22 protein-coding genes, 1 pseudogene and 1 riboswitch are annotated in these 24,418 nt (G+C 42.7%); of the genes and pseudogenes, 18 read left to right on the top strand and 5 right to left on the bottom strand.

The features are described from left to right. Positions 1-5 precede the first annotated feature (5 nt). From ACZ42W_RS11560 to ACZ42W_RS11525, 8 genes are all read left to right on the top strand, one after another. A complete protein-coding gene (locus ACZ42W_RS11560) occupies positions 6-1,439 on the top strand; it encodes a sensor histidine kinase (protein ID WP_464165511.1) in 1,434 nt (477 codons plus the stop codon). Between the two features lie 185 nt (positions 1,440-1,624). Then, positions 1,625-2,323, top strand: coding sequence for a response regulator transcription factor (locus tag ACZ42W_RS11555; RefSeq protein WP_464165510.1), 699 nt, complete (start codon positions 1,625-1,627; stop codon positions 2,321-2,323). A gap of 52 nt (positions 2,324-2,375) precedes the next feature. Beyond that, positions 2,376-2,487: riboswitch (TPP riboswitch) on the top strand. Between the two features lie 82 nt (positions 2,488-2,569). Further along, positions 2,570-3,373, top strand: coding sequence for a bifunctional hydroxymethylpyrimidine kinase/phosphomethylpyrimidine kinase (thiD, locus tag ACZ42W_RS11550; RefSeq protein ID WP_464165509.1), 804 nt, complete (start codon positions 2,570-2,572; stop codon positions 3,371-3,373). Further along, the gene (gene cytX / locus ACZ42W_RS11545; protein ID WP_464165508.1) at positions 3,370-4,587 is read left to right on the top strand and encodes a putative hydroxymethylpyrimidine transporter CytX; all 1,218 of its coding nucleotides are present in this window, start codon (positions 3,370-3,372) and stop codon (positions 4,585-4,587) included. Before thiD ends, cytX begins: the two co-directional genes overlap by 4 nt. Next, positions 4,566-5,384: a hydroxyethylthiazole kinase gene (gene thiM / locus ACZ42W_RS11540; protein WP_464165507.1), complete on the top strand. Its 819-nt coding sequence runs from the start codon at positions 4,566-4,568 to the stop codon at positions 5,382-5,384. Before cytX ends, thiM begins: the two co-directional genes overlap by 22 nt. 37 nt (positions 5,385-5,421) lie before the next feature. Next, a complete protein-coding gene (thiE, locus tag ACZ42W_RS11535) occupies positions 5,422-6,036 on the top strand; it encodes a thiamine phosphate synthase (protein WP_464170978.1) in 615 nt (204 codons plus the stop codon). A 321-nt stretch (positions 6,037-6,357) separates the two neighbouring features. Beyond that, positions 6,358-7,350, top strand: a complete 993-nt coding sequence (locus tag ACZ42W_RS11530) for a (Fe-S)-binding protein (RefSeq protein WP_464170976.1) — start codon at positions 6,358-6,360, stop codon at positions 7,348-7,350. 35 nt (positions 7,351-7,385) lie between these two features. After that, the gene (locus tag ACZ42W_RS11525) at positions 7,386-8,588 is read left to right on the top strand and encodes an LUD domain-containing protein (RefSeq protein ID WP_464170974.1); all 1,203 of its coding nucleotides are present in this window, start codon (positions 7,386-7,388) and stop codon (positions 8,586-8,588) included. Between the two features lie 122 nt (positions 8,589-8,710). Here ACZ42W_RS11525 and ACZ42W_RS11520 read toward each other — a convergent pair whose 3' ends face one another. Beyond that, on the bottom strand, positions 8,711-10,063 hold the full coding sequence (locus ACZ42W_RS11520; protein ID WP_464165506.1) for an MATE family efflux transporter: 1,353 nt from the start codon (positions 10,061-10,063) through the stop codon (positions 8,711-8,713). Between the two features lie 101 nt (positions 10,064-10,164). After that, entirely contained in the window at positions 10,165-10,740 is a 576-nt protein-coding gene (locus tag ACZ42W_RS11515; RefSeq protein ID WP_464165505.1) for a hypothetical protein, read from the bottom strand. Positions 10,741-11,179: 439 nt separating this feature from the next. Here ACZ42W_RS11515 and ACZ42W_RS11510 point away from each other — a divergent pair, with 439 nt between their 5' ends. Next, positions 11,180-12,430 carry a DUF401 family protein gene (locus ACZ42W_RS11510; RefSeq protein WP_464165504.1) on the top strand — a complete coding sequence of 417 codons (1,251 nt, stop codon included), beginning with the start codon at positions 11,180-11,182 and terminating at the stop codon, positions 12,428-12,430. Positions 12,431-12,503: 73 nt separating this feature from the next. Further along, positions 12,504-13,715: pseudogene (locus tag ACZ42W_RS11505) on the top strand (DEAD/DEAH box helicase); the annotation flags it as partial. Between the two features lie 234 nt (positions 13,716-13,949). On the opposite strand, the gene ACZ42W_RS11500 reads toward ACZ42W_RS11505, so the two are convergent. The 3 genes from ACZ42W_RS11500 to ACZ42W_RS11490 form a co-directional block, all read right to left on the bottom strand. Next, the gene (locus tag ACZ42W_RS11500; RefSeq protein WP_464170972.1) at positions 13,950-14,786 is read right to left on the bottom strand and encodes a CvfB family protein; all 837 of its coding nucleotides are present in this window, start codon (positions 14,784-14,786) and stop codon (positions 13,950-13,952) included. 206 nt (positions 14,787-14,992) lie between these two features. Then, positions 14,993-15,862: a DMT family transporter gene (locus tag ACZ42W_RS11495; RefSeq protein ID WP_464165503.1), complete on the bottom strand. Its 870-nt coding sequence runs from the start codon at positions 15,860-15,862 to the stop codon at positions 14,993-14,995. Between the two features lie 251 nt (positions 15,863-16,113). Further along, positions 16,114-17,343 (bottom strand): aminopeptidase, encoded by a 1,230-nt coding sequence (locus ACZ42W_RS11490; protein ID WP_464165502.1) that lies wholly within the window; start codon positions 17,341-17,343, stop codon positions 16,114-16,116. 364 nt (positions 17,344-17,707) lie between these two features. Here ACZ42W_RS11490 and ACZ42W_RS11485 point away from each other — a divergent pair, with 364 nt between their 5' ends. The 8 genes from ACZ42W_RS11485 to ACZ42W_RS11450 all read left to right on the top strand — a co-directional run bounded on the left by ACZ42W_RS11485 (position 17,708) and on the right by ACZ42W_RS11450 (position 24,365). Beyond that, on the top strand, positions 17,708-18,301 hold the full coding sequence (locus tag ACZ42W_RS11485; protein ID WP_464165501.1) for a DUF1836 domain-containing protein: 594 nt from the start codon (positions 17,708-17,710) through the stop codon (positions 18,299-18,301). A gap of 48 nt (positions 18,302-18,349) precedes the next feature. Continuing rightward, positions 18,350-18,829 carry an NfeD family protein gene (locus tag ACZ42W_RS11480; protein ID WP_464165500.1) on the top strand — a complete coding sequence of 160 codons (480 nt, stop codon included), beginning with the start codon at positions 18,350-18,352 and terminating at the stop codon, positions 18,827-18,829. A 52-nt stretch (positions 18,830-18,881) separates the two neighbouring features. Continuing rightward, positions 18,882-19,886 (top strand): flotillin-like protein FloA, encoded by a 1,005-nt coding sequence (gene floA, locus ACZ42W_RS11475; protein ID WP_464165499.1) that lies wholly within the window; start codon positions 18,882-18,884, stop codon positions 19,884-19,886. Between the two features lie 15 nt (positions 19,887-19,901). Beyond that, complete coding sequence (locus tag ACZ42W_RS11470) at positions 19,902-20,510, top strand: hypothetical protein (protein ID WP_464165498.1); 609 nt, start codon at positions 19,902-19,904, stop codon at positions 20,508-20,510. 107 nt (positions 20,511-20,617) lie between these two features. Further along, on the top strand, positions 20,618-21,031 hold the full coding sequence (locus ACZ42W_RS11465; RefSeq protein ID WP_464165497.1) for a DUF3830 family protein: 414 nt from the start codon (positions 20,618-20,620) through the stop codon (positions 21,029-21,031). A 528-nt stretch (positions 21,032-21,559) separates the two neighbouring features. Further along, complete coding sequence (gene rsgA, locus ACZ42W_RS11460) at positions 21,560-22,429, top strand: ribosome small subunit-dependent GTPase A (RefSeq protein ID WP_464165496.1); 870 nt, start codon at positions 21,560-21,562, stop codon at positions 22,427-22,429. A 476-nt stretch (positions 22,430-22,905) separates the two neighbouring features. Beyond that, positions 22,906-23,448, top strand: a complete 543-nt coding sequence (locus ACZ42W_RS11455; protein WP_464165495.1) for a TetR/AcrR family transcriptional regulator — start codon at positions 22,906-22,908, stop codon at positions 23,446-23,448. Between the two features lie 62 nt (positions 23,449-23,510). Next, a complete protein-coding gene (locus tag ACZ42W_RS11450) occupies positions 23,511-24,365 on the top strand; it encodes a DUF6544 family protein (RefSeq protein WP_464165494.1) in 855 nt (284 codons plus the stop codon). Positions 24,366-24,418 lie beyond the last annotated feature (53 nt).

Genomic DNA, 24,418 nt, shown 5'->3' with positions numbered 1-24,418 from the left:
AAGGCATGAATCTCAAACGGCGCTTAATTCTAGCCAACGCTTCAACAGTAATCATTCCCGTATTGATTACTGTTATTAGTGTTTTGGCTTTTATCTTTATCGTGGGAAAGATATCCGATAAGAGTCTACCTTTTGAAAGTGTACAGACCTTAACTGAAATCAAGTACGAACTCATCGGCGGTGAGAGAAGTCTTTTGAGAGTGAATCCTGAAGTCGTGAAGGACGTAAGCTTTCAAAGCCATTTACAAGAGCGCCTTGCAGGAATTAACGGAGAAGTCGTCATTTTAAAGGACGATCAAATTCTCTTTTCTTCACGAAATTTCAATAAAATCGATGTAGCAAAGTTCATTAAAGCCTCGAATCCCAAAAGTGGAAGAGCGTCTGTGCCTATCGGGAATGTATCCTACACTGTGCAGTCCCTTGATTTAAATTTTCATGATGGAGCAGCTGGAAACATTCTGCTCCTTGCCCCGATTGATGGGTCGGTAATGGATCTCACGAGTTTACTCCTCTTTGCAGGGATACTTTTTGCACTTTCTTTTGTGATTACGAACTTCATTGTCTCCTATCAGTTTAGTCGTAGTATTTTAAGGCCTCTTACTCATCTGCAAAAGGCTGCCGCCGAGATTAGCCAGGGAAATTTAAATCATCCGATTGTCGAAGAAGGGGATGAACAAATTCAAGAGCTCTGCCGTGATCTGGAACTTATGAGACTAAAATTGAAGGGATCAATCCATACACAGTTAAAGTATGAGGACAACCGTAAATTACTTATCTCAAGTATCTCTCATGATTTAAAAACCCCGGTCACGTCTATCAAAGGCTATGTCGAGGGCTTACTTGATGGTATCCCTCAAACTCTGGAGAAGAAGGAAAAGTACCTGAAAACCATCTATATTAAGGCTCTGCAGGTCGATACCATGATTGATGACCTACTGCTCTACGCTAAGCTTGATATGAATCAAATTCCCTATAACTTTGAGAGAACGGATGTTGCGATGTTTCTCGAAGATGGCTTACTCGAAAGTGAACACGAGTTAGAACAAAACAATATTAAACTTTCTTTCGTGAGTGAACTTAAAGAACGGAGGGAAATTCTCCTCGACCGAGAACGAATGAGAAGAGTCATCATGAACATCCTCGATAACTCGCGAAAGTACATGGATAAAGAAGTGGGGCAGATTACAGTCTTTCTTAGAGAAACTCATTCTAGTCTGATCATCGAATTACGAGATAACGGCTCAGGGATTCCAGAGAAGGATGTTCCTCAAATTTTTGATCGGTTTTATCGCTCTGATACGGCGCGAAGTGAGATCAAGGGAAGCGGTTTAGGACTTGCCATCGCGAAGCAGATTGTGGAGGGGCATGAAGGGCAAATTTGGGCTGTTAGCCATAAGGATAAAGGAACAAGTATTATGATTTCGCTACCGAGGATTTAACAAAGCTGATGTTCTTCCGCACAATTGTTCAGCTAAGCTCGAAACCTACGAAACCAGTGCGTTGTCATCAAACAAGTGCAATTGTCTTCACGACAATCGGACAATCGGACTTTCGTACTGTGAAATTCGCTACACTTACGGGTCAAGTACATGTTCTTTAAGTAATTTATTAGGAGGGAGCTCGAGTGAAAAAGATTCTAATTGTAGAAGATGACTCCAGCATTGCAGAGCTTCAAAGAGACTATCTGGAAGTTGCTGGGTTCGATGTTTCCCTATGCGCCGACGGTGTAGATGGACTTCGAGCCATTCAGAATAACGAGTATGATCTCATCATTCTAGATATTATGTTGCCTGGGCTTGATGGCCTAGAAATTCTAAAGAGCATGAAGGATGAAAAGGATATTCCAGTTCTCCTCGTTTCTGCCAAGAAGGAAGAGATTGATAAGATTAAAGGATTTAGCCTTGGGGCAGATGATTATATCACCAAACCCTTTAGTCCCGGGGAACTTGTCGCTCGAGTCAAAGCTCATATCGATAATTATGAACGACTTAAACACCGTTTCAGTGAAGGGATTAAAAAGAGGACTGCCATAACGATTCGCGGCCTGAGAATAGAAAAAGACTCGCGCAGAGTCTTCGTGAACAACCAAGAAGTAAACTTAGCCCAGAAAGAATTTGATCTACTACTATACTTAGCACAGAACCCTAACCGAGTTTTCGGCAGGGAGGATCTCTTTGAGCGTATATGGGGGCTAGAATCTTTGGGGGATTCAGCTACCGTCACAGTACATATAGCACGAATTCGTGAAAAGATCGAATCGGACCCCTCGAAACCTCAGTATATTGAGACCGTTTGGGGAGCGGGGTACCGGTTCAGAGTATGACTTAGCTATTGACATCTCATCTAACGAGTGCTAGATTGAATTTACAACCACATACTTAAGGCAGGGGAGCTGGAAAGGCCGGCTGAGATATAGACCCAACAAAGTCTAAGACCCTTTAACCTGAACTGGATAATGCCAGCGTAGGTAGCGTTACACTCTGTTTTAAAAAAGAGCTCAACCCTATTCTGGGTTGAGTTTTTTTGTTTTGAAGTGGAGAAATGGCTCACAGACAAGGAGGAATGAAATATGAAGAAAGTACTGACAATCGCTGGCTCAGATAGTAGTGGTGGGGCGGGAATCCAAGCCGACCTCAAAACCTTTTCCGCGCATGGGGTCTTTGGGATGAGTGTAATCACTGCGGTTACTGCACAAAACACACAGGGAGTCTTTGCGGTCCAAGACATTGATTCAGAAGTCATTGTTAAGCAAACCGAAGCCATCTTTGAAGACATTGAAGTTGATGGCGTGAAAATCGGAATGGTCTCAAAAATCCCGACAATTGAGGTCATTGCGGAACAGTTACAACGCTACAACCCTGTAAATATCGTGGTGGATCCTGTCATGGTATCAAAAAGTGGTTACCACTTATTAAATCAAGATGCTGAAGAAGCCCTTATCAAAAAACTCTTACCTTTAGCGACCCTTGTTACTCCTAACATCCCCGAGGCCGAGGTCATGACTAAGCGAAGGATCCGTACCTTAAAAGATATGGAAGAAGCTGCACAAATGATCTATCAGATGGGTGCTAGTAATGTTCTTCTTAAAGGGGGACACCTTGAAGACAGTTCTACAGATATTTTGTTTAATGGCAAGGAATATACCTACTATTCCGCATCCAGGATTCAAACGAAAAATACTCATGGAACGGGCTGTACCCTTTCCTCAGCGATTACTTCCAATCTTGCGCTCGGCTATGATATCGCTCAAGCAGTGAAAGAAGCGAAGGAATATATTACAATCGCAATTCAGCATTCCCTCGATATCGGGAAAGGAGTGGGCCCCACGCATCACTTCTACACACTTTATAAGAAGGCAGGCTTAATAGAATGAACTCTGAAACGCAAAACAACTTAGGCTTTTTCAATTTTACAACCCTTTGGTTCGGCGCCTCCATTTCAGTCGCAGAAATTTTGGCGGGTGGGCTTCTTGCACCCCTGGGCTTTAAGCTCGGATTAGGTGCAATTCTCTTAGGACATCTAGTCGGTACAACCTTGCTTGTACTCGCAGGAATCATCGGAACGGAAAAACGAATTCCTGCCTTAGTAACGACCCGAATCTCCTTTGGTCAGTATGGTTCGTATATCTTTTCCGCACTTAATGTCTTACAGCTCCTCGGGTGGACAGCAATCATGATTCTTTCAGGGGCACGCTCGGTAAACCAAATCACAAAAATTACGTTGTCCTTTGATCATCAGACCTTTTGGAGTCTCATCATAGGAGCCTTTATCTTTGTTTGGGTCTGGTTAGGAAAGGATAGGGGATGGAAGAGACTTAACCACATTGCGGTCGTCTTGCTATTTGTCCTCACCCTTGTTCTAAGCGTAATCATCTTCGGCAATAACGAACTTTTCTTAAGACCTACTACAGGGGAAATGTCCTTTGGATCAGCCCTTGAATTAGCGGTCGTGATGCCCTTATCCTGGATACCTTTAATTGCTGACTATACCCGTTATGCTAAATCGAAGCAAGCAGGGGCATGGGGGAGTTGGCTCGGCTACTTTATCGGAAGTAGCTGGATGTACATCATTGGATTGGGCTCTGCCATTGTCGCAAATGACCCAGACCCTTCAGGCATGCTGATCGCAGCGAATCTCGGAATCGTTGCCCTAGGAATCATTGTTCTTGCTACGATAACTACGACCTTTTTAGATGCTTATTCTGCTGGAGTCACATTTACCAATATTTTTCCTAAGTTAAATGAAAAATACGTGGCATTAGTCATAACCGCGATTGGAACAGCCCTCTCCATTGCCTTGCCTATGGAGAACTACGAAACCTTCCTGTATGCGATCGGTTCTGTTTTTGCACCCCTCTTTGCGATACTCTTGACCGATTATTTCATACTCAAAAAGAAATCGATAGACACTGGAAACTTTGTCCACTGGGGTTCTCTTGCAGTGTGTACTCTGGGTACGATTATATACTATCAAATAATTAAGCTTGATTTTATCTTAGGAGCGACGATTCCAGTTATGGTGATTACCGGTTTACTTCACATAATAACGAGGAGGTTGACGAGTCAATGGAAATCTGTAAAGATTTGAACGAAAGCTTGGCGGCAGTGAAGAAAAAGAGCCCACTCATCCATCACCTTACGAATTACGTCACAGTCAATGATTGTGCAAACATCGTCTTAGCGATTGGGGCTTCCCCAGTGATGGCCGATGATATTGGAGAAGTAGAGGAAATGGTCCGCTTTGCCTCTGCACTCGTGATTAATATAGGAACTCTAAATGAGCGAACCATCGAGAGCATGCTTGTGGCCGGAAAGAAAGCAAAATCCCTTGGGATTCCGATTATCCTCGATCCTGTCGGTGTCGGCGCAACCGAACTTCGTACCCGAACAGCTGAAAGACTCATCCAAGATGTTAAGCCTGATGTCATCCGGGGCAATATGTCTGAAATTAAGGTTCTGTCCGGACTTAATGTTGCGATTAAGGGAGTTGATTCTGTCGCAAATGAAGAGAATGGTACAGAGATCGCAAAGAAGCTCGCTTCTAAATGGTGTTGTATCATTGCAATCACAGGGAAAACCGATATCGTGTCCGATGGGGAGAGAGTTTATTTGATTGAAAATGGACACCGAATTCTTTCTGATGTGAGTGGGACGGGTTGTATGTCCACTTCCTTGGTCGGGGCCTACTGTGGTGCAAATTCTGATTACTTAACAGCAACTGTAGCCGGGATTGCCTCCATGGGATTAGCAGGAGAAGCAGCTTACCAATCCTTAAATCCGCAAGAAGGAATCGGTACGTTCAAAGCGCGGCTCTTTGACGCTATCTACAACCTGACACCTGATAGCTTGGCAAGTGGAGGTAGGATTCGCTGTGAACGAAGTTAACGGAGATCATACAGTTAATTCAGCTCATAAGACAAAAATAGATTACCGGCTCTATCTCGTTACAGACAGAGATTGCCTCTCGAAACGTGATCTGTACGAAAGCATTGAGCAAGCCATCCGCGGTGGAGTAACCCTCATCCAACTCCGGGAAAAGTTTGTTTCCTCCCGAGAATTCCTCGATATCGCTTTCGCGGTGAAGGAGATTACCTCCCGATATCAAATCCCCTTGATCATTAATGATCGACTCGACATCGCCCTAGCGATTGAAGCCGATGGACTTCATATTGGTCAGGATGATCTACCCTTAACCGTAGTAAGAAAGCTTTTTGGAAAAGATAAAATCATTGGAGTATCTGCTAGCACTTTAGATGAAGCTATACTTGCTGAACAGCAAGGGGCAGATTATCTAGGGGTGGGTGCGATGTATGCCACTCCAACAAAACCGGATGCGAAAACAGTCTCATTAGAGCAGTTAGCCGTAATAAAAAGGTCCGTCTCGATCCCAGTCGTTGCCATCGGCGGAATCAACGAGACGAATGTTCGTAATATCATGGCGACCGGAATTGAAGGAGTGTCTGTAGTTTCAGCAATTCTTGCCAAGCAAGATGTCCAAAAAGCAGCGAAAGATTTATTGGAAAGAATTAAGGGATAATTAGCTGAGTAATCGCAGCAAGTAAAAACCCAGGAAATAGTCACTTCCTGGGTTTTTACTTTTTCAACTTCTCACACAACAATATGTGATGCACATTAAGGTTATTAGTACACACTAATTACCTCGTTTTGATAGAGTTCCAGTGCACTGTAATGCATCTTGTATACAAAATCTTATAAATGTGTTAACAATAATACATAATACATACGCAAATATAGTTTACAGTCCGATCCCTTTTTGAGTATTCTATAAGTATACGTCTCAAGAGGTATAGAGAGATCGAGAAGGGCGGTGGAGCTCGTGGCAACACGACTAGCTGAGATGCTACCTATGGTGGAACGTAAAATGCCACCGGTGTTAGAATTAATTAGAGGGAATATTGTAAAACACGGAAATCCTTTAGCCTTGAAAGGGACTGAGATTTCGGTCTGGGCGAAGGAACTTAATTTACCGAAAACGGGAGATCTACTATTCTATACAGGTGGGGAGTACCAACTCCTTCCGTTCATCGATTCCTTAGTTAAAACGATGACCGTCGTGGATGCGACCAGTAAGGGCTTTTCGATGTTATTGGGAGTCAGAAACATTATAGAAAAGGCTGGCATCAATGCGGAGAAAATTTATGCCTCGGTACTGGCTAAAGATAAAGATCGCTTCAATTCTGTTTGTTTGAAAGCAGCACGAATCCTTCAAGGATTAGGCTATGACCTTTGTTATTCGGCCGAAGATGAGCTTTATAGCGGGGCTCTCCTCTATGAACTGGGTTACTGGGAAGACCTAACCGAATACGGTAAAAAGGTTACTCAGGTCATCAAGGAAAGTAATGCCAAAACCATCGTTTGTTTGTCCCCTCACGCAGCTGAGGTCATAAAATTAGTTTACCCAAAACTTGGAATTCTTCACGACATCAAAGTAAAAACGTTTGTTGAGCTCGTTTGGGAACAAAGGGAGAAACTTCCTAAATTCAATACTACACAATCCGTGGCAATTCATGATTCTTGTCGTTTAGCACGTGAGTTGGAAATCACTGATGAAATACGTGATATCTTGAATGCTGCTGGGGTTCAAATCCAAGAACCAAAACGGAATCGCGCTTGGACAACGTGTTGCGGCGGCCCGAGTAAACTCCTTTTTCCTGAACTTTCCCATACGATCGCTGGTCGTAGAGTGGATGAGCTCAAGGAAACGGGTGCAGACGTCTTTTTAACCTCCTGTCCCTACTGTTTGTCTGCTCTTCATGGCTCTGCAGAGAAACAGGACAAAGAAAGTGTTGAGGACTTGATCGAGTTCCTATATAGGGGGATCGTGGGATGAGTGTATTTTCGAAATCAAAAAATGAATCCATCGATATGCAAAAAGGGTATGGAGAATACTCTAAGGATATCAACCGCGCCCAAAACGATGATAATATCCGTAAAGCCATTACCCGTGCAGTTAAAGCATACCGGGAAACAACGGATGCAACTATGGAACGTTTCCCGCATACTCCTGCACTCGCAGCAGAAGTAAGGGAAATTAAACGTCAATCTGTAATAAAAAGAAAAGAACTCCTGGCTCAAGCAATGGAGTCTGTTGAACGTAATAAAGGAAAAGCCTTCTATGCGAAAGATAAGCATGAGGCCTTAGTCATGGCAAGCGAAATCATCGGCAAGAATAAGACAGTTGTCAAAGGCAAAAGCATGCTCGGCGAAGAACTACATCTCCGAGAGTACTTAGAGGAGGAAGGAAACGAGGTTTGGGAAACTGATCTCGGAGAATTCATTCTTCAACTCAAAAAAGATCGGCCGATGCATATTCTCTCTCCTGCCGTTCACGTTCCTCGGGAGAAAGTCGCTGAAATCTTTACGAATTTCTTTGGTCGCGAAATTGAGCCAGATATCGCAAAGGAAGTAGCTGCAGTCCGAGAATTCATGAGGGATAAATACTTTGCGGCAGATGTCGGAATAAGCTCAGCAAATGTCGTGGCCGCAGACACTGGGGCCTTTGTTATTATCGAAAACGAAGGAAATGTCCGTTTATCAACATCAGTTCCCCCTGTTCACCTCCTCATCGTCGGCACAGAAAAACTTGTTCCCACGTTCCAAGAAGCTATGAAAGTCGCCGAGGTCACTTGGCGATATGCACAATATGGAGTTCCCTCGTATGTCAATATCGTGACAGGTCCGAGCAAAACAGGAGACATCGAGAAAGTTACAACCTACGGAGCACATGGCCCGAAGGAATTTTACGTTATCTTTGTAGAGAACGGGCGAGACGAAATGGCGGCAGAGGACGACTTCAAGCAAGCGTTACACTGCTTGCGGTGTGGTGGATGTATGTATGAATGTCCGGTCTTCCAAATTACGGCAGGCACCTTTGGAGAAACGTATCTTGGAGGAATCGGAACGATTTGGAACGTTTTTACCTCGGGCGGACTAGACGCTACTGCTCCTCAAATCTATAACTGTCTGCGTTGCGGACGTTGTGTTGAGCGCTGTCCAATGCAAATCGATGTTCCTTCTATGGTAGGAGAACTTAGAAAAAGGCTCGTCAATGGAGAAGTAATGGACTAATAATCTATTCATTAAATAATCTATTCATTATACGAAGAAAACACTCAGGAGTAATGAAATGTCTGCCCTTAAGGTAGCATATCATAAATTCACTGAGTGTTTTCTTATTCTAAGGTTCATCATCAAGGGTTAAAAGCCTGTTTGCGCTGAACAAGATAAAGTCTTCTTAACAAGCAGATAGCATTCAATAAAATTCCGGAAATCAACCCGACCCAATATCCAAAAGCTCCAAAAGACGTGTAATGTGCAAGGAGGTAACCCACTGGCAAGGCAATCAACCAATATGAAAGGAGAGCAGTAAGGAAGGGAACATTGACATCCTTATAACCACGTAGGATTCCTTGAATCGGAGTAGCAATGGCATCTGAGAATTGGAAGAACAAAGCATAGAGGAGAAATTGTTGAGTGAGCTGGATCACTTCAAGCTCCTTTGTATAAAAACCGGCAATTTGCTCTCGGAAAAGAAGGAGCGTGATAGCAGTGAGTAAGGCCATACTTACAGATGTTCCGAGCCCAAGATAGGAATAGTGTCGTGCATCCTTAAATCGCCTTGCTCCCACTTCAAAGCCGATCAAAATGGTCAAGGCCATCGAGGAGCTTAAGGGAACCATATAGAGCATTGAGGCGAAATTCATTGCGCCTTGATGTGCAGCGATAGTCACTGTATTAAAGCCACTCATAAGTAAGGTCACCGCTGCAAAGATGCTGGTCTCGAAGAAGATAGAAAAACCAACTGGAATTCCGATCGTTAACTGTTCTTGCCAAGTTTTAAGAGAAATAGGATAGATATGGCTGAAGACATGATACCTTGAAAATGAAGGGTGCCGGATAACGATACATGCTGCTATAATAGCCAAGAACCAATACGTCAAAGCCGTTGCAATACCTGCACCAACTCCACCGTAAGCCGGAAGGCCAAGTTTACCATAGATAAGGATATAGTTAAGCGATACATTGATAGGTAAGGATAGAAGTGCAATGCTCATAGAGACTCGTGTTCTTCCTAGTGCATCAATAAATGAGCGTAGTACCTGATAGACAAAGAGAGGCGGAATTCCTAAGGCTAAGGCTGAGAGATATCCTCGGGCAATCGCTCGAACTGGAGCGTCTAAATCCATCAGGGAAAGAATCCCATCGAGCGTAAAGCTCCCTACAAGAATTATGAATGCTGAAAGGAATAAGGCTAAGTACACTCCTTGAAACACTTTATAGGGTACCTCATTATCCTTCTTTGCACCCACTAAATGTGAAACTATGGGTGTTATCGCAATGAAAATACCTCCGAGGCCTGTACTAATGGGTGCCCAAAGGCTTGAGCCAATCGCCACTCCAGCCAAGTCAATAGCACTTGCTTGTCCTGACATTACGGCATCAAAGAATGTCATGGCAAACATTGTAACTTGGGTAATCAATATGGGGAGGAGTATCGCAAGAAATTGGTTCATTTTCTGCTTTATTGAAAATGTTTGTTTCATGTGTAGTTTTTCCCTTCAAACTAAAGGATGTTATCTTGCATGATGAACATCTTATCAGAAAGAGAAGGAAAATCCAAGCAATCTTGAACCAATAATGGCGGTTAGCCATCGGACAAATGAAAAGACTTCATATATTTTTCTATCGCCTGCTTTTCGCTTGCTTCAACATGTATAAGAGGCTGCGTTTGCCTCTCAATTACACCAGGCCATTTAATATAGATAATCTGCTTATAGGTATCTTTAAGAATTGGATCCGCATATCTCAAGCTAATCACAATGTAATAAGAGCGGATATTCGGTAAGTTTGGGTTAATTTCCTTGGGATCTAAATGAACCAACAAACTCGACACTGTGTCTCGTGGGATATCATTGACGACACTATATTCATCGATCAAGATAGGTTTTCCAGATAGATCCTGATTAAAGACCAAGGTCTTACTTGTCAATTCAGTAGCTGGATGGGATCCTACATTGCGGAATTTAAATTCGAAGCTTACTTGATTAACTAATTCTACAGTCGGGGATTCTTTAAATGTAAAGTAAGGCCGTGCAGCTTCTCTCTGGGTTTGCCAGGAATTCACGGTAACATAAACACTAATAAGCGAGATAATCGCAAAGATTGCTGTGGAACCCGTGACTACAATTGTGGACCAGTCTTTTCTATTTCTTCCGAACATACTAGCCCCCTAATTTATATTAGATTTTCGGGATATACATATGACTTAATTAGAGGAAACATTCCATTAAATGAAATTTACTCCCTTTGTGCGACTCACTTGATAAGGTGATTATGCTAGTTTTATGATGAACACAAGAAGGAATTCTGCTATACTTCACGAATAGCTGTTAATTTTATCTAAGTGGTATTTAGTTCATCGTAATGGAGGTAATTTCAGTGCGAGTCGTAATCGTTGGAGCGGGCAAAGAGGTACACGAGTAGAAAAGACGTTGGAATGTGTTAAAAAAACTACGACTAGAAGTAGGTCGTAGTTTTTTAATTTAGAGGATTTTGTCTAAATATGTAGAATAGTATTAAGTTACTTAGTTGAACTTAGGATATAAATTGATTTGAAGCAATTTTTTGTTCAAAATTTTGTTGAAGGGACGTTTAATTCAATGATCATCGTTGCAAAAATCCTTGCTACTCTTATTCTTGTAGTTTGGCTTCTAAGAAAGCATGTTCAGATCGGGCATGCCATGTTAGCCGGCTCAGCTATACTATTTTTACTCGCCTCACCGACCTTCGGAAAAGCATTTATCGCTGTTCGATCGACTGTAATGGAGAGTAGTACGTGGGAAGTCGTATTAGCGATGTTTTTCGTTATGTGCCTCGAGCATCTTTTGCGTACAAGTGGAACCATAGCAGGATTTATGTCATCTATGAAATCCTTACTTCGTAGTGACCGAGTTCTCCTCGCTTTCATGCCTGCATTCTTAGGTTTACTACCTTCTTTGGGAGGAGCAATTTTTTCTGCACCGATGGTAGAACATGCGAGCAAAAATTATCCCTTGTCACCGGAAAAGAAAGCAACGATCAATTACTGGTTTCGGCATATCTGGGAATATGCGAATCCCATCATTCCAGGAGTGCTCCTCGCAAGTCAAATTACTTCCATTCCTCTTAGTACCTTCGTGGCACATATGGCTGGATATACGCTTATTGCTTTAGTCTTAGGGCTAGTGTTCATACTCACGGGAAAGGGATTTCGTTCTGAGAAGCAAGAAGATTCTTTAAGTGAAGCTACGATTAGCGACTCCAATTCACTCAACTCTGACTCCGCTAAGACATCTACGATTTCTACTCGCTACTTATGTCTTGCGCTCGGTCCCATTGTCGTGAACATTATTTTCGTAGTCTGCTTCCACTTAAGCGCAGCGATTTCAATGGGATTAGTTGTCTTTGGTCTGGTCTTCCTTCTCCGGTTAGATAAGAACACAGTGGTCAAAATGCTGACAGAGTCCTTTGACAGAAAACTTCTTTGGGGAATCATCAGTATTATGCTCTTCCAGCATGTATTAACGGCCTCAGGATTGGTTCAAGAATTGGTTGCAATCTTTCAAGGTACGAATATACCTATCGTGATCATGCTGGGTTTCAGTTCATTCATTGTAGGACTACTTACAGGGTCCCCTCAAGGGTCCGTCGCTGTGATTTTCCCGATTCTCGCAGCACTTGCCCCGGGTAGTATCAACACGGCTACGACGGCTTATATCATGGCCATCGCGGGAGCAATGCTTTCACCCGCTCATCTATGTCTTATTGTAACAGGAGAATACTTCAAGGCCGACATCTTTAAAGCCCTAAGACCTGTACTTTTCCTGGAAGGGATCATTATAGTTGTTGTCATGTTAACTCAATTCACTTAAAAAAGGGTATACTAAATTAAGATATCGAACTTGAGCTGAAGTTATCAATTTATATAGATGGGATTTGAATTCTATGAAAACATCCTTCGATACTCTAAATCTTTACAAAGCGCTGATCACCGCGCTTAAAGTAGAAGGAATACTTGAACCCACGGCAATTCAAGAAGAAAGTATTCCTTTGATTCTGGACAAGAAAGATATTATCGGTCAATCTGAAACGGGGACAGGGAAGACGCTTGCTTATCTACTCCCAATCTTCCAATCCCTAGATACTCAGAAAAGGGAAACACAAGGTCTCATCTTGGCCCCGACTCATGAACTCGCTCTACAGATCCATAGGCAGATTGAGCGTCTTGCTCAGAATTCTGGACTTCCTGTGACCTCTGCAGTTATCATCGGGAATGTAAATATCACCCGCCAGATTGATAAATTAAAAGAAAAACCCCAACTCATCGTGGGGTCGAGTGGGAGAATTCTTGAACTTATTCAGAAAAGAAAAATCAGCTCCCAAACCATCAAAACGATTGTCCTTGATGAGGCTGATCGTTTGCTCGATGATCATAATTTAAAGACGGTAGAAGCCGTGATTAAAACCACACTAAGAGATAGACAACTCTTGGCTTTTTCTGCTACGATGGCCCCGAGTATACTTGAACGAATCAAAGCACTTGCTAAAAATCCTGAAGTTGTCCGAGTCAGCAATCAGACCCAAGTCGCTCCGACCATCACTCATCAGTACTTTCTCGCAGAACAACGAGATAAATTCGAGGTGCTAAGAAAACTCGTCCGAATAATTAACCCTGACCGAGCCCTTGTCTTTATCAATAAAAGTGAAGAAATCGAAGTCACTGTAGAAAAACTTCAATTCCATGGCCTCAATGCGGTTGGACTTCATGGTAGTACTGTAAAATCTGAACGCGGAAAAGCGATGGCCGAATTTCAAAGTGGAAAGTTTCAGCTTCTTGTCGCTTCAGACCTCGCAGCTCGTGGTCTAGACATTCATGGAATTAGCCATGTCTTTAACCTTGATTTACCTGAAGATCCTCAGCTTTATCTGCATCGGGTTGGAAGAACTGGTCGAGCAGGTCAAAGCGGATTAGCAATATCCATTGTAAATGAAAAAGAACTTGGACTACTAAAGAAAGTGGAAACTCAATTCAAAATTCATATCGACCCGAAAGATATGTCTAAAGGAGTCATTATTGATACACGGATTAGTTCTTCGAATTCCACCAAAAAAAGACCGACTCCTTCTGAAAAATTTTACTCTCAGAAGAACCGGTCCCAAAGGAATGAACTCACAGATCCAACGCCAGGTCGCAACCAAAGAAATCCATCTAACCGTGCAGTTAGACCTATCGAAAGCGGCACGCTATCGACTACGAATACGCGCGAACCCAAGGGAAGTGACAGGAAACATACCCCACCTCGCGTTAACAGCACACCTGACTATCCCAATAAATCGGCTCTAAGGGATCCTGCTGGCCGACCCCAGAAATCCTCGATTAGAAAGTCGGGTTCACGGAAGCCTTAATTCATCCACAGTCTTTTTTATTCGGCCATTTTTTAATAACGTACCGACGGCACGCTTGAAGGCTGCCTTGCTCATATGGAAAACCCGTTCAATTTCCTCTGGACGGGCTTTTTCATTGAGGGGAAGTAGCCCATGATTCTCATTCATCGCATTAATTAACTTTTCTGCATCAACATTCATTTGTTCATAGGAGAGGCCACGAGGGGAGAGATCGAGTTTGCCATCTTCACGAACTCGGATGACCCGAGCCTGAACCCGGTCACCACATTTTAATTCCGAGAAATTCTCAGTACGAGGAATGAGTCCCAGGTACTGATTGTCCACCGCGACGAAAACTCCAATCTCGGGGTTGATCTGATAAACAGTTCCCATAACGGTTTCATTTTTTTGATAGGGTGAATTCGCATGTAGAAGCTCATAAACATTCGTCGTACATGTGAGTCGCCCACTTTTATCGAGATAGAGATGGACAAGATAACTCTTACCTACTTCGATCGGGTATTTTTGCTCTCGGAAGGGCAGAAAGAGGCCTCTTTCCAATCCGAAATCTAAAAAAGCACCAATCTGTGTCTTAGCAGTAACCTTAAGATAAGCTAATTCACCCACTTGAGCCAGAGGCTTTTGAGTCGTTGCAATGAGGCGGTCATCCGAATCGTGGTAAACGAAAACGTCAAAAACATCACCCTCTTTGACATTGTCGGGACACTGATTGCCTGGCAGTAAGACGTTATCCTTGCGATTTCCAGTCTCCGCATCGAGATACACCCCAAATGAAGCCATATTTGCGACTTTGAGTTGATTGATCTTTCCAACCTGGATGATAATAAGACCCTCCTTAAAATAAACTCGCTACACAAGCGAGTTTTAATAGTTTATGTATGATGATTTGGTAGCTATTAATCAGGATTATACCACAAAGAAGTAAGGAAGGAAATTTGCTTGACTAACGGTCTAGTTTGTAGACAATCGTACACCTTCCGTAGGGTTTCTGCCTTAGCTGAACGCCCTCTAGTAGAGGGGGTTACGGTCTATTCTCTGAGTACCAATAACACCCCTCCCAAAATCAGCAAAGACCCCACCCAGAAAGCAAATCCTACCTGTTCTCCGAGGAAAAACCAACCGAGAAGCGTTCCAACCAACGGTTGAAAGAAGAAGTAGAGTCCTCCACTTCCAGCATCAACCATCTGCAAGCCTTTGTTCCAAAGAAAGAAAGCAACAGCAGTTGAAACGACTCCAAGATAGAGAACTCCCATTCCTATCTCGGGTTGTAAGAGCACCTGAAGGTGATTAAAACTCATCTGATAAAGTGCATAAGGTGTTAGCAATATCATCGCAACTAGGACCGCATAGGTGGTAATGACAATTTGTGAGTAATGACTTGGGACTTTTTTTACCAGCACAGACATTAACGCCCAAGTTAAAGCGGCGATCCCTAGGAAAATTCCGCCCAGTTGATATCCCTCACCTGGATCATCTACACCGACGATGAACAATACCCCGATAGTCGCCAACGTAATGGATAAGCCTTTACGAAAGGTGATTTTCTCTTGGAGAAGTAAACGAGCAAAGATAACCATAAATGCTGGGGTAGCGGAGGTAATCATAGCGCCCATCTGGGCGGAGGAGAGCTTCGTTCCCATAAACTGGGCCCAGATGGACAGAGCATACCCAATTGCGCCGATAATTAAGATAAGAGGGAGATCTCGTTTTCTAATGTGCCAAGATTGACGAGTCATCATTCCTAGGATAATCAGGGTAATAAATGCTACAGCATAACGTAGCCAGACTAACTCTAAAGGGGGTATTTTCGTAAGAACTACTTTACTCACGACGTACATACCACCCCAGATGGATGCAGCAAGCGCTAAATAAAGTGAACCTGCTTGATTCTTCTTCATCAATATTCCCTCGATATTTTAAAAATTCAGAAGCAATTTCCTCTAGGGTAATTTACCGCATAAGCTTCTGTTTAAAGGAATTCGCCTCAAACTGGCATATTCCTGCAAATTTTATGTTAGCCTAAAGACCACTGGTCTTTACTACTAGTAGAAATCCCCTCATTCCTTTTTTAGAAAAAGTAAAAAGGAATGAGCAAATGTACAACTCATTCCTTAAAAGCGTCTGAAAGAAGTTTATGTTACGGGCCAGCTTAAAAAGCAAAATTTCCTTGAGTGAAGACTGGAATCTCTTTACCATCTGTGGTAGTTCCTAAGATCTCAAGATCGGCTGTTCCGATCATAAAGTCTTCATGAACCAACGAATCATTGACCCCAACCTTTTCCAATTCTTCCTTACTTCGTTTCTCACCGTCTTTAAGGCAGACTGGATATGCTTTGCCGATGGCCAAATGGCAGGAAGCGTTCTCGTCAAAGAGGGTGTTGTAGAAGAGTATCTTCGAATTGGAGATAGGAGAGTTATGGGGAACTAAGGCCACTTCTCCAAGGTAGTGGGAGCCTTCATCCGTCTCGATAAGGCTTTTTAAGGCCTCATACCCTTCTTCTGCGGTAAAATCAACGATTCGACCCTTTTTAAAGGTCAGCGAGAAGTTCTCGATTAAATTTCCATTGTAATTCAAGGGCATGGAGCTGATGACTTTTCCATTAACGCCTGTCTTTGTCGGAAGGGTAAAGACTTCCTCTGTCGGCATGTTCGCGATAAATTCTACTCCTTCCGGAGTAAAGTCCGCACCAGCAACCCAAAGATGATCCTCCGAAAAATCAATAACAAGATCCGTTCCAAGGGAATTTGTATAATGCAACGATTTGAACCGGTTCGAATTCATAAATTCCATACTTCGCTTGAGGTTTGCCTTATGCTCTTCCCAGGCAGAGACCGGGTCCATCTGGTCAGCACGTACAGCTTTGAAGATCGCGTCCCAAAGCTTTTCAATGGCTTCCTGCTCTGAAACGTTTGGGAAAACTTTCTTTGCCCAAGCAACCGTCGGTATGGAAATTACGCACCAGACATTCTGGTTGCTCATGAGGCGATCACGAAACTCTTTTAGAGCAACATTACTCGCCTTTTGAGCTCTCACCATTCTTTGTGGATTAACATCTTTCATCAGTTCTGGATCCGAGGCTGATATAGTCAAGAAGGCTGCTCCTTGGCGAACATAAGAGAGATAAAACTCCTTTTGCCATTCTGGAAATTGATCGAAAATCTCTTCCGGAGCGTGGAGATACCTAATCTTTGAGAAAAGTTCATCCTGCCAAAAAACGACGACATCCTTTGCTCCTTCCTGGTATGCTATCTCTGCAACCCTTCGAGTGACTGAAGCACACTCAAGCGGGGATTTAATCACGAGAACCTGGTTCTTCTGGAGATTAATTCCCGTCTTAACGATAAGACGTGCATACTTTTCAAGCATTTGTTCATTCATAAGTGGTATCTCCTTTCGTATCAAGGGGTAAATTTTAATGGAGGCACAGAATTATACTGTAAAAACTATACGGAAATTATTTGCCTCTTATGTGGGAATTATTTACCTCTAATGAAAGATTATAACACATTCTAAGCATTAGATTAAAATTAACCTCTTATGAAGTGTTGTAGGGAGGGGTGTTAGAACATTGCTTTAAAAGTGAATAATAATCATATGAACTTATTATACGTTTAAATATATATTGACATATGTTCATAATGAACATATAATATCATTATAGAGAACATAACATATCCGGTACACGACACACTAATTCGATGGTAAGAACAAAACAAACATAGGTTCTTGAGGAGGTGATTCAATGAATTCAAACTATCTAAATGAAATATTGGAGATTGCCAATCAGTTTGAACCGAAATCCAAAGCCTTACCCTATCTAGAGTTAGACTCTATGATGCTTTCCCAAGTCGTTGAAGTCGCCCAACGAGTAAGTCAGAATGATATTAACAATATGCATATTCAGAACTGGGTTCGACGAAAATATCTGCCCCACCCCCAAAAGAAAAAGTACAACCGAGAGCAGGTAGCCAATATTCTTCTACTCAATGACCTCAGGAATATTCTGACCTTGGAGGAAGCATCTAACTTACTCGGGTTTGTGAACCAAGCGCTTGATGACAATTCCGATGATAGGATCAATCCAGCTAAGCTTTACCGGTATTACAGCGAGATCTTTGATCGCACCCAACAAGATTGGGTGAAATCACTTGAGCAGTTACCCAAAGAGGTCAATGAATCCTTAGCTGGGGAAGAAATGAATGATGTTGATAAAGAGAAAGTCGCAGCGACCTTAGTTATACTAAATCTACTAGCCCGCGGTAATCTTTACAAACAGATTGCTCAACATTGGTTGAAAAACATTTCTAATAGTTCAGAGCAGGAAAAGGAATCATGAGCCTCTGCATATAATTATATATACATGTTGATCTAGGAGGGGAGTAACATGGGGACTGGATGGATCATTACTTTGTTGGTGTTAGGAGTCATTCTACTTTTTCTCGAGATATTTGTTCCAGGGGGCATCCTCGGTACTGTAGGAGTTATACTCTTAGCCACAGGGGTTTTTATGGTTGCGGATTCTACAGCTCAAGGTATTGCATACGTATGTAGTATGCTACTCGTGCTGGGTATTCTGATTGTATTAAGCTTTCGATTCCCTAAGACTAAGCGACTTTGGAAGCGGCTTTCCTTAACCACTACCCAAACAAAAAGCGATGGATATGTTGCACCCAACAAAGATCTTGAGTGTTTTCTTGGGTGCGAAGGGATTGCCCTAAGTCAATTACGACCAGCGGGAACGGCAGATTTTAACGGAAATAGAATTGATGTCGTGACTGAGGGAGGATTTATAGCAAAAGAAGCACGAATCAGAGTAATTGAGGTAGAAGGAACACGGGTCATCGTACGTGAAATCTCAAAGTAAAAAGTGTAAATATTAAATTTGGGAGGTGAAGCCCGTTTATCGGGCGGAAAACATGATTGGAATTGGAACACTTATGCCTTTACTTCTTCTCGCACTAGTCCTTATCGTGATCAGTATTATCTTTACCTTTATCCCAGTTGGACTCTGGATTTCAGCTTTAGCTGCAGGTGTCAACGTTGGTATCTTTACTCTTGTAGGAATGCGCTTACGCCGCGTTACACCGTCAAAAATTGTTAACAACTTAATCAAAGCTCATAAAGCAGGCTTAGATATCACAACTGCCCAACTTGAAGCACACTACCTTGCAGGTGGTAATGTTGATAAAGTAGTAAACGCCTTGATTGCCGCTGAACGTGCAGCAATTCCACTTCCGTTTGAACGCGCAGCTGCGATTGATCTTGCAGGTCGTGATGTGCTTCAAGCCGTTCAAATGTCTGTTAACCCGAAAGTTATCGAAACTCCGATTGTTTCAGCTGTAGCTCAGAACGGGATCGAACTTCGTGTGAAAGCACGTGTCACCGTTCGGGCTAATATTGAACGGCTCGTCGGTGGAGCGGGTGAAGAAACCATCATCGCCCGTGTAGGGGAAGGAATCGTAACGAGTATTGGTTCTTCAGATTCCCATAAAGCAGTACTTGAAAACCCAGATGTGGTTTCACGAACAGTATTAGCAAAAGGACTTGATTCTGGAACAGCTTTCGAAATTCTCTCCATTGATATTGCTGACGTCGATGTCGGTAAGAACATTGGTGCTCAACTCCAGACTGACCAAGCAGAAGCTGATAAACGAATTGCTCAGGCTAAAGCAGAAGAACGCCGCGCAATGGCTGTTGCGAGAGAACAAGAAATGGTCGCCTCCGTCCGAGAAATGCGCGCAAAGGTCGTTGAAGCCGAAGCTGAAGTTCCAAAGGCTCTGGCGGAAGCCTTAAGAGAAGGAAGAATGGGCGTCATGGATTATTACAATATGCAAAATATTTTGGCCGATACCAGCATGCGTGAAAGCATTGCCAAATCGGATAAAAACAATCCTACAGTCGATGTTACCCCTAAAAAGTAGGGCGGTGAAATTTAGATGGATTTTTTCTCCTTCTTACCTATAATTATCTTTATCTATGCGATTGTAACCATGTTTAATCCTAAGAATAAAGCACCGAAGAACCGACGACAAAATCCTTCTCCTCCTCAGGAGACTTGGAGAGAGAGGATGGAGGAGCTGGAACGCCAATGGTTCCCTCAAGAATTCGATCCTAAGCCACAGACACACCAGCCTGAAAGAACAATCCGTCCAAGTCCTGAAGAGCTAAGAAGAGAAGGCTATGCTAAGACTGAGGGCTTTGGAACGGAAGGTATGTCAGGTAGCGAAGGCTCCCGAGATACTGAAGGTGTCTGGGGCACAGAAGGAACCTTCGGAAGTGAAGGCACCATTGGAGCAGAGGGATACAATGAACCAGAAGGAAACTATGCTACAGAAGAGTCGCCTAAAAGTAAAGATATTCCGGATCGTGGAGGGCTTCTTGAACCTACTCCCAAAGAAGTTCGATCCAGAGAGCCGAAACTACAGGAAAGTCCAACACGTTTTCCTGGAATAACGGATGATTCTTTAATGCAGGGAGTAATCTGGGCAGAAGTTCTCGGAAAACCCAGAGCACGTGGTGGATGGTCATACGCTCGTAGGCGTTAAATCTATAATATTCGACTTGCCCCAAGACCAAAGGGTCGCGGGGCAAGTTTTGTCTTCCTACCTGATTCAGGTGTAAAATAATCTTAGGAAGCTAAAGGAGGCACTTCATGACCTTTTTAAAGATAACTGTAGGAAAATTTACGTTTAAGGCGAGGCTCGAAGAAGATCAAGCACCAAAAACCTGTGTTGTATTCTTGAGTCATCTTCCCTTCAAGAGTAAAATGATTCACGTGAGATGGAGCGGGGAAGCAACTTGGATTCCACTTGGAGATTTTAAGTTTGGAGTGGATTTTGAAAATCATACGAGCCATCCTTCTAAAGGAGAAGTTTTACTCTACCCCGGAGGAATTAGTGAAACAGAAATTCTATTCCCCTACGGGAGTACCTGCTTTTCAAGTAAAATGGGACAACTCGCGGGGAATCATTTCCTTACCATAGTCGAAGGACTCGATCAACTCCCCGAGTTAGGAAGAACTGTACTCTGGGAAGGCGCACAGGATGTTTTAATAGAGAGACTATAAGAATTTAGTTTTAAAGGTTGCCTCGACTTTCGGTCTTGGGGGCCTTTTTTACTATCATCGTACGATTCAGATAATGATCTCATTGATTGGCGAATTTACATATCCTTTCTTGCGTTATTCCTGTTAATTTTATACAATGAATGTATTCTAGTGTTAGCGAGGTGTTGAATTATGGTTAAAAAAGAATCTGTCATTGTTTCTACTCACGCTTATTCTCAACGTCGCGGGGACCGTCTCATTTAGTAATCTCGTCTAAAACGGGACTTCCGCGACTAAAACAACGTCAAGGAGGGTTCCCATCTGAATTCAAAATTAAGTTTACAAGATCTTGGTTGGAATGATCATTTTGCTACGCTTTTCCAACCCTATTTGGCAAGCGGTTTTCAAATTGGCCGCATTTCTGCTGAGCATAAAAATCGGTTTCAAGTCTACACGGAAATCGGGGAAATCTGGGCTACTGTATCTGGTAAAATGCGCTATTCAGCACTTGAGCGATGCGATTTTCCAGCGGTAGGGGACTGGGTTGTCTTGGATCATCTTGTAGAGCAACAGAGTGATTTAGACTCACAGCTTGCGATAATTCAAGCTATTCTTCCAAGAAAAAGCAAATTTTCTCGGAAGTCTGCAGGTAAAACATCTGAAGAGCAAATCATAGCCACAAACATCGATACGGTATTTCTCGTCAGTGCACTTAACCTTGATTTCAATATTCGTAGAATTGAGCGCTATCTTACCCTGGCCTGGGAAAGTGGGGCAAGTCCAGTCATCCTCTTAAGTAAATCAGATCTTTGTGAGGATGTTCAGGCAAAAGTCAAGGAGGTCGAAGCCTCAGCACCCGGAGTCCCAGTTCACCCTGTCAGCTGTATAACCGGCCAAGGAATAGACGGACTCAAACACTACGTTAGTCTTGGTAAAACTGTAGCCTTACTTGGATCTTCTGGAGCTGGAAAATCTACGCTTGTCAATCAATTGTTTGGCCTAGAGGTTCAGAAAACCAACGAAGTCAGGGAAGCCGATAGCAGAGGACGTCATACCACAACCTCTCGCGAACTCTTTGTGTTGCCCCAAGGCGGGCTTCTCATCGACACCCCTGGGATGCGCGAGCTTCAGCTCTATGGAACAGGTGATGGGCTATATGATGCTTTTGAGGACATCTATGAGTATGCCAGCCGTTGTCGCTTTTCCGATTGTCTGCATGAGACTGAGCCAGGCTGTGCGATTCAAAGAGCACTTGCTGAAGGCTCACTCGTCGAAGAACGCTATGAAAGCTTCAAAAAGCTACAGAAGGAAGCAAGTTATATTTCGCGTAAAACAAATCTTTTCGAGCATCTTGAAGAGAAAAAGAAATGGAAAAAGATTAACCAGAAGCTTAAGGAACACTACCGAAGCCAACGTTAGGCTTTTGTTAAATGTCTAGCCGCAGTTATATCAAGACACGTGGTAAGGGTTAATATACCTTGCCACGTGTCTTATGTTTATCTAATGACTATCAGATACTTGACTCCTATTTCTTTAGTCGGGAGATTAGTGGAAAAGCCCAGGATATGTTAAACCAACAAGTGCGAAAAGTCTAATTGACTTTTTGAACCCCAAACGAGTTGAAACCCAATGGATGTAAGCTTCCTTAATACATATATAAACTTTCTTAGAACATATATCGCTTTCGTAAAAAGTGTATTCTCGCACTTGACTTAAACTTGTACAGTAATCTATAATTAAATTAAACAGTGTTCAAATATTAAATAGAGTTTAGGTTGATAAAAGAAGGCGGTACAACATTGGGTAAGAAAAGGCAGTTAGAGAAACAAGAAGAGATTAGAAATATTATATTGGAGGTCTCTAGAAATATAATATCCAAGGAGGGGATCCAAGGGTTGTCCATCCGTAAGATTACCAATGCCATGGATTATTCTCCCGCGATTATCTATCATTATTTTAAGGACAAAAACGAAATTATTGAAACCATAGTTAATGAAGGCTTCGGACAGATCCTCACTTCGATCCGTTCCGTGAAACGCAATGAAAATGAGCCTGTAAAAGAAATGAAAGAGATCTTTCAAAATTATATTAAAGTAGCTCTTTCCATACCTGAAGAGTATAAAGCGGTAATGCTGAATGATGATCCTTCTATTTTGAAAAGAACAGGCTTGCTTGAGAAAGGAATTTCGGAAAAGAGTCCGACAATGCGAGTCTTATGCGAAAATCTCGAAAGGGGAGTAGAGCAAGGTTGTTATTCCCTTTGTGATTCGGAACTGACCGCTCAAATTATCTGGACTGCAACCTTTGGGCTCATTATTAAACTTCTAGTTGAGAAAGATATCTCGGCGGATCAGGTCGATCGTTTAATCAATCAGCATTTTAACCTCTTATTTCAGGGGATTATAGTTAGAAAGGAGGAACACCATCCCATTTATTGAATCCGATTCGAAGAGAAACCGAAGAAAGATGGCAGGTCAAAACCGTTAAGGAGGGCCGAATCATGAGTAGAGTTGTTCTTGTAATCCTAAGTGTACTCGTCGCCATTGTAGTGTTGGTTGTTATTGTTTCAATGATCGCAAATCTCCAATTCAACCAAAAAACTGATAAGGATGTTAAAGAGTTATATAGTGTCGTGGAAAATAAACATGAAATTATACAGAGTGCAGACCTTGAAGCTTTACCACGACCAGTTCAAAACTGGTTGCAATACTCTCAAGTCATTGGCAAAGAGAGTATTGTCGCAGTACGGACAAAGCAAGATGTTACCATGAGATTGAAAGCAGATCAGCCCTGGATGAGTGCCAAAGTGGAACAATTCTTTAGAACAGAAGAACCCGGATTTATCTGGGCGGTTGATATTAAAGCTGCACCTCTGTTCCACATTGTTGGACGGGATCAGTATATTGAGGGTAGCGGAAATATGCTTATTAAACTCTTATCCCTTATAACCGTTGCCAATGGAAGCGGAAAAGAAGTCGATCAAGGAACTCTCTTACGCTATCTCGCAGAGACCATGTGGTTTCCTACAGCAGCCCTAAGTGACTATATCCAATGGGAAGGGATCGACTCGAACTCAGCCAAAGCGACCATGAGTTACAAGGGAGTAAATGCTTCTGGAGTGTTTACTTTTAACGAAAAAGGCGAGGTTCTAAGCTTTGTAGCCCAGCGCTATGGAGATTTCGATGGGGAGTACCGATTGGAAACGTGGTCTTGCGTTATGACAGAATACAAGGAGTTTAACGGGCTAAGAGTTCCGTCTCAAGGTGATCTTATTTGGAAATTAAAAACTGGAGATTTCCATTGGTACCACTTTGAAGTCAAGGAAATGGAATACAACAAAGCAGCACGATTCTAGAGTGTCAATGAAACTGATATTTCACCATGTGTCTTAGGGAATAGTCTGACCCA

Source organism: Desulfitobacterium elongatum (genome assembly GCF_055378975.1).
The sequence above is the reverse complement of the archived record's forward strand: the minus strand, read 5'-3'. Positions and strand labels throughout refer to the sequence as shown.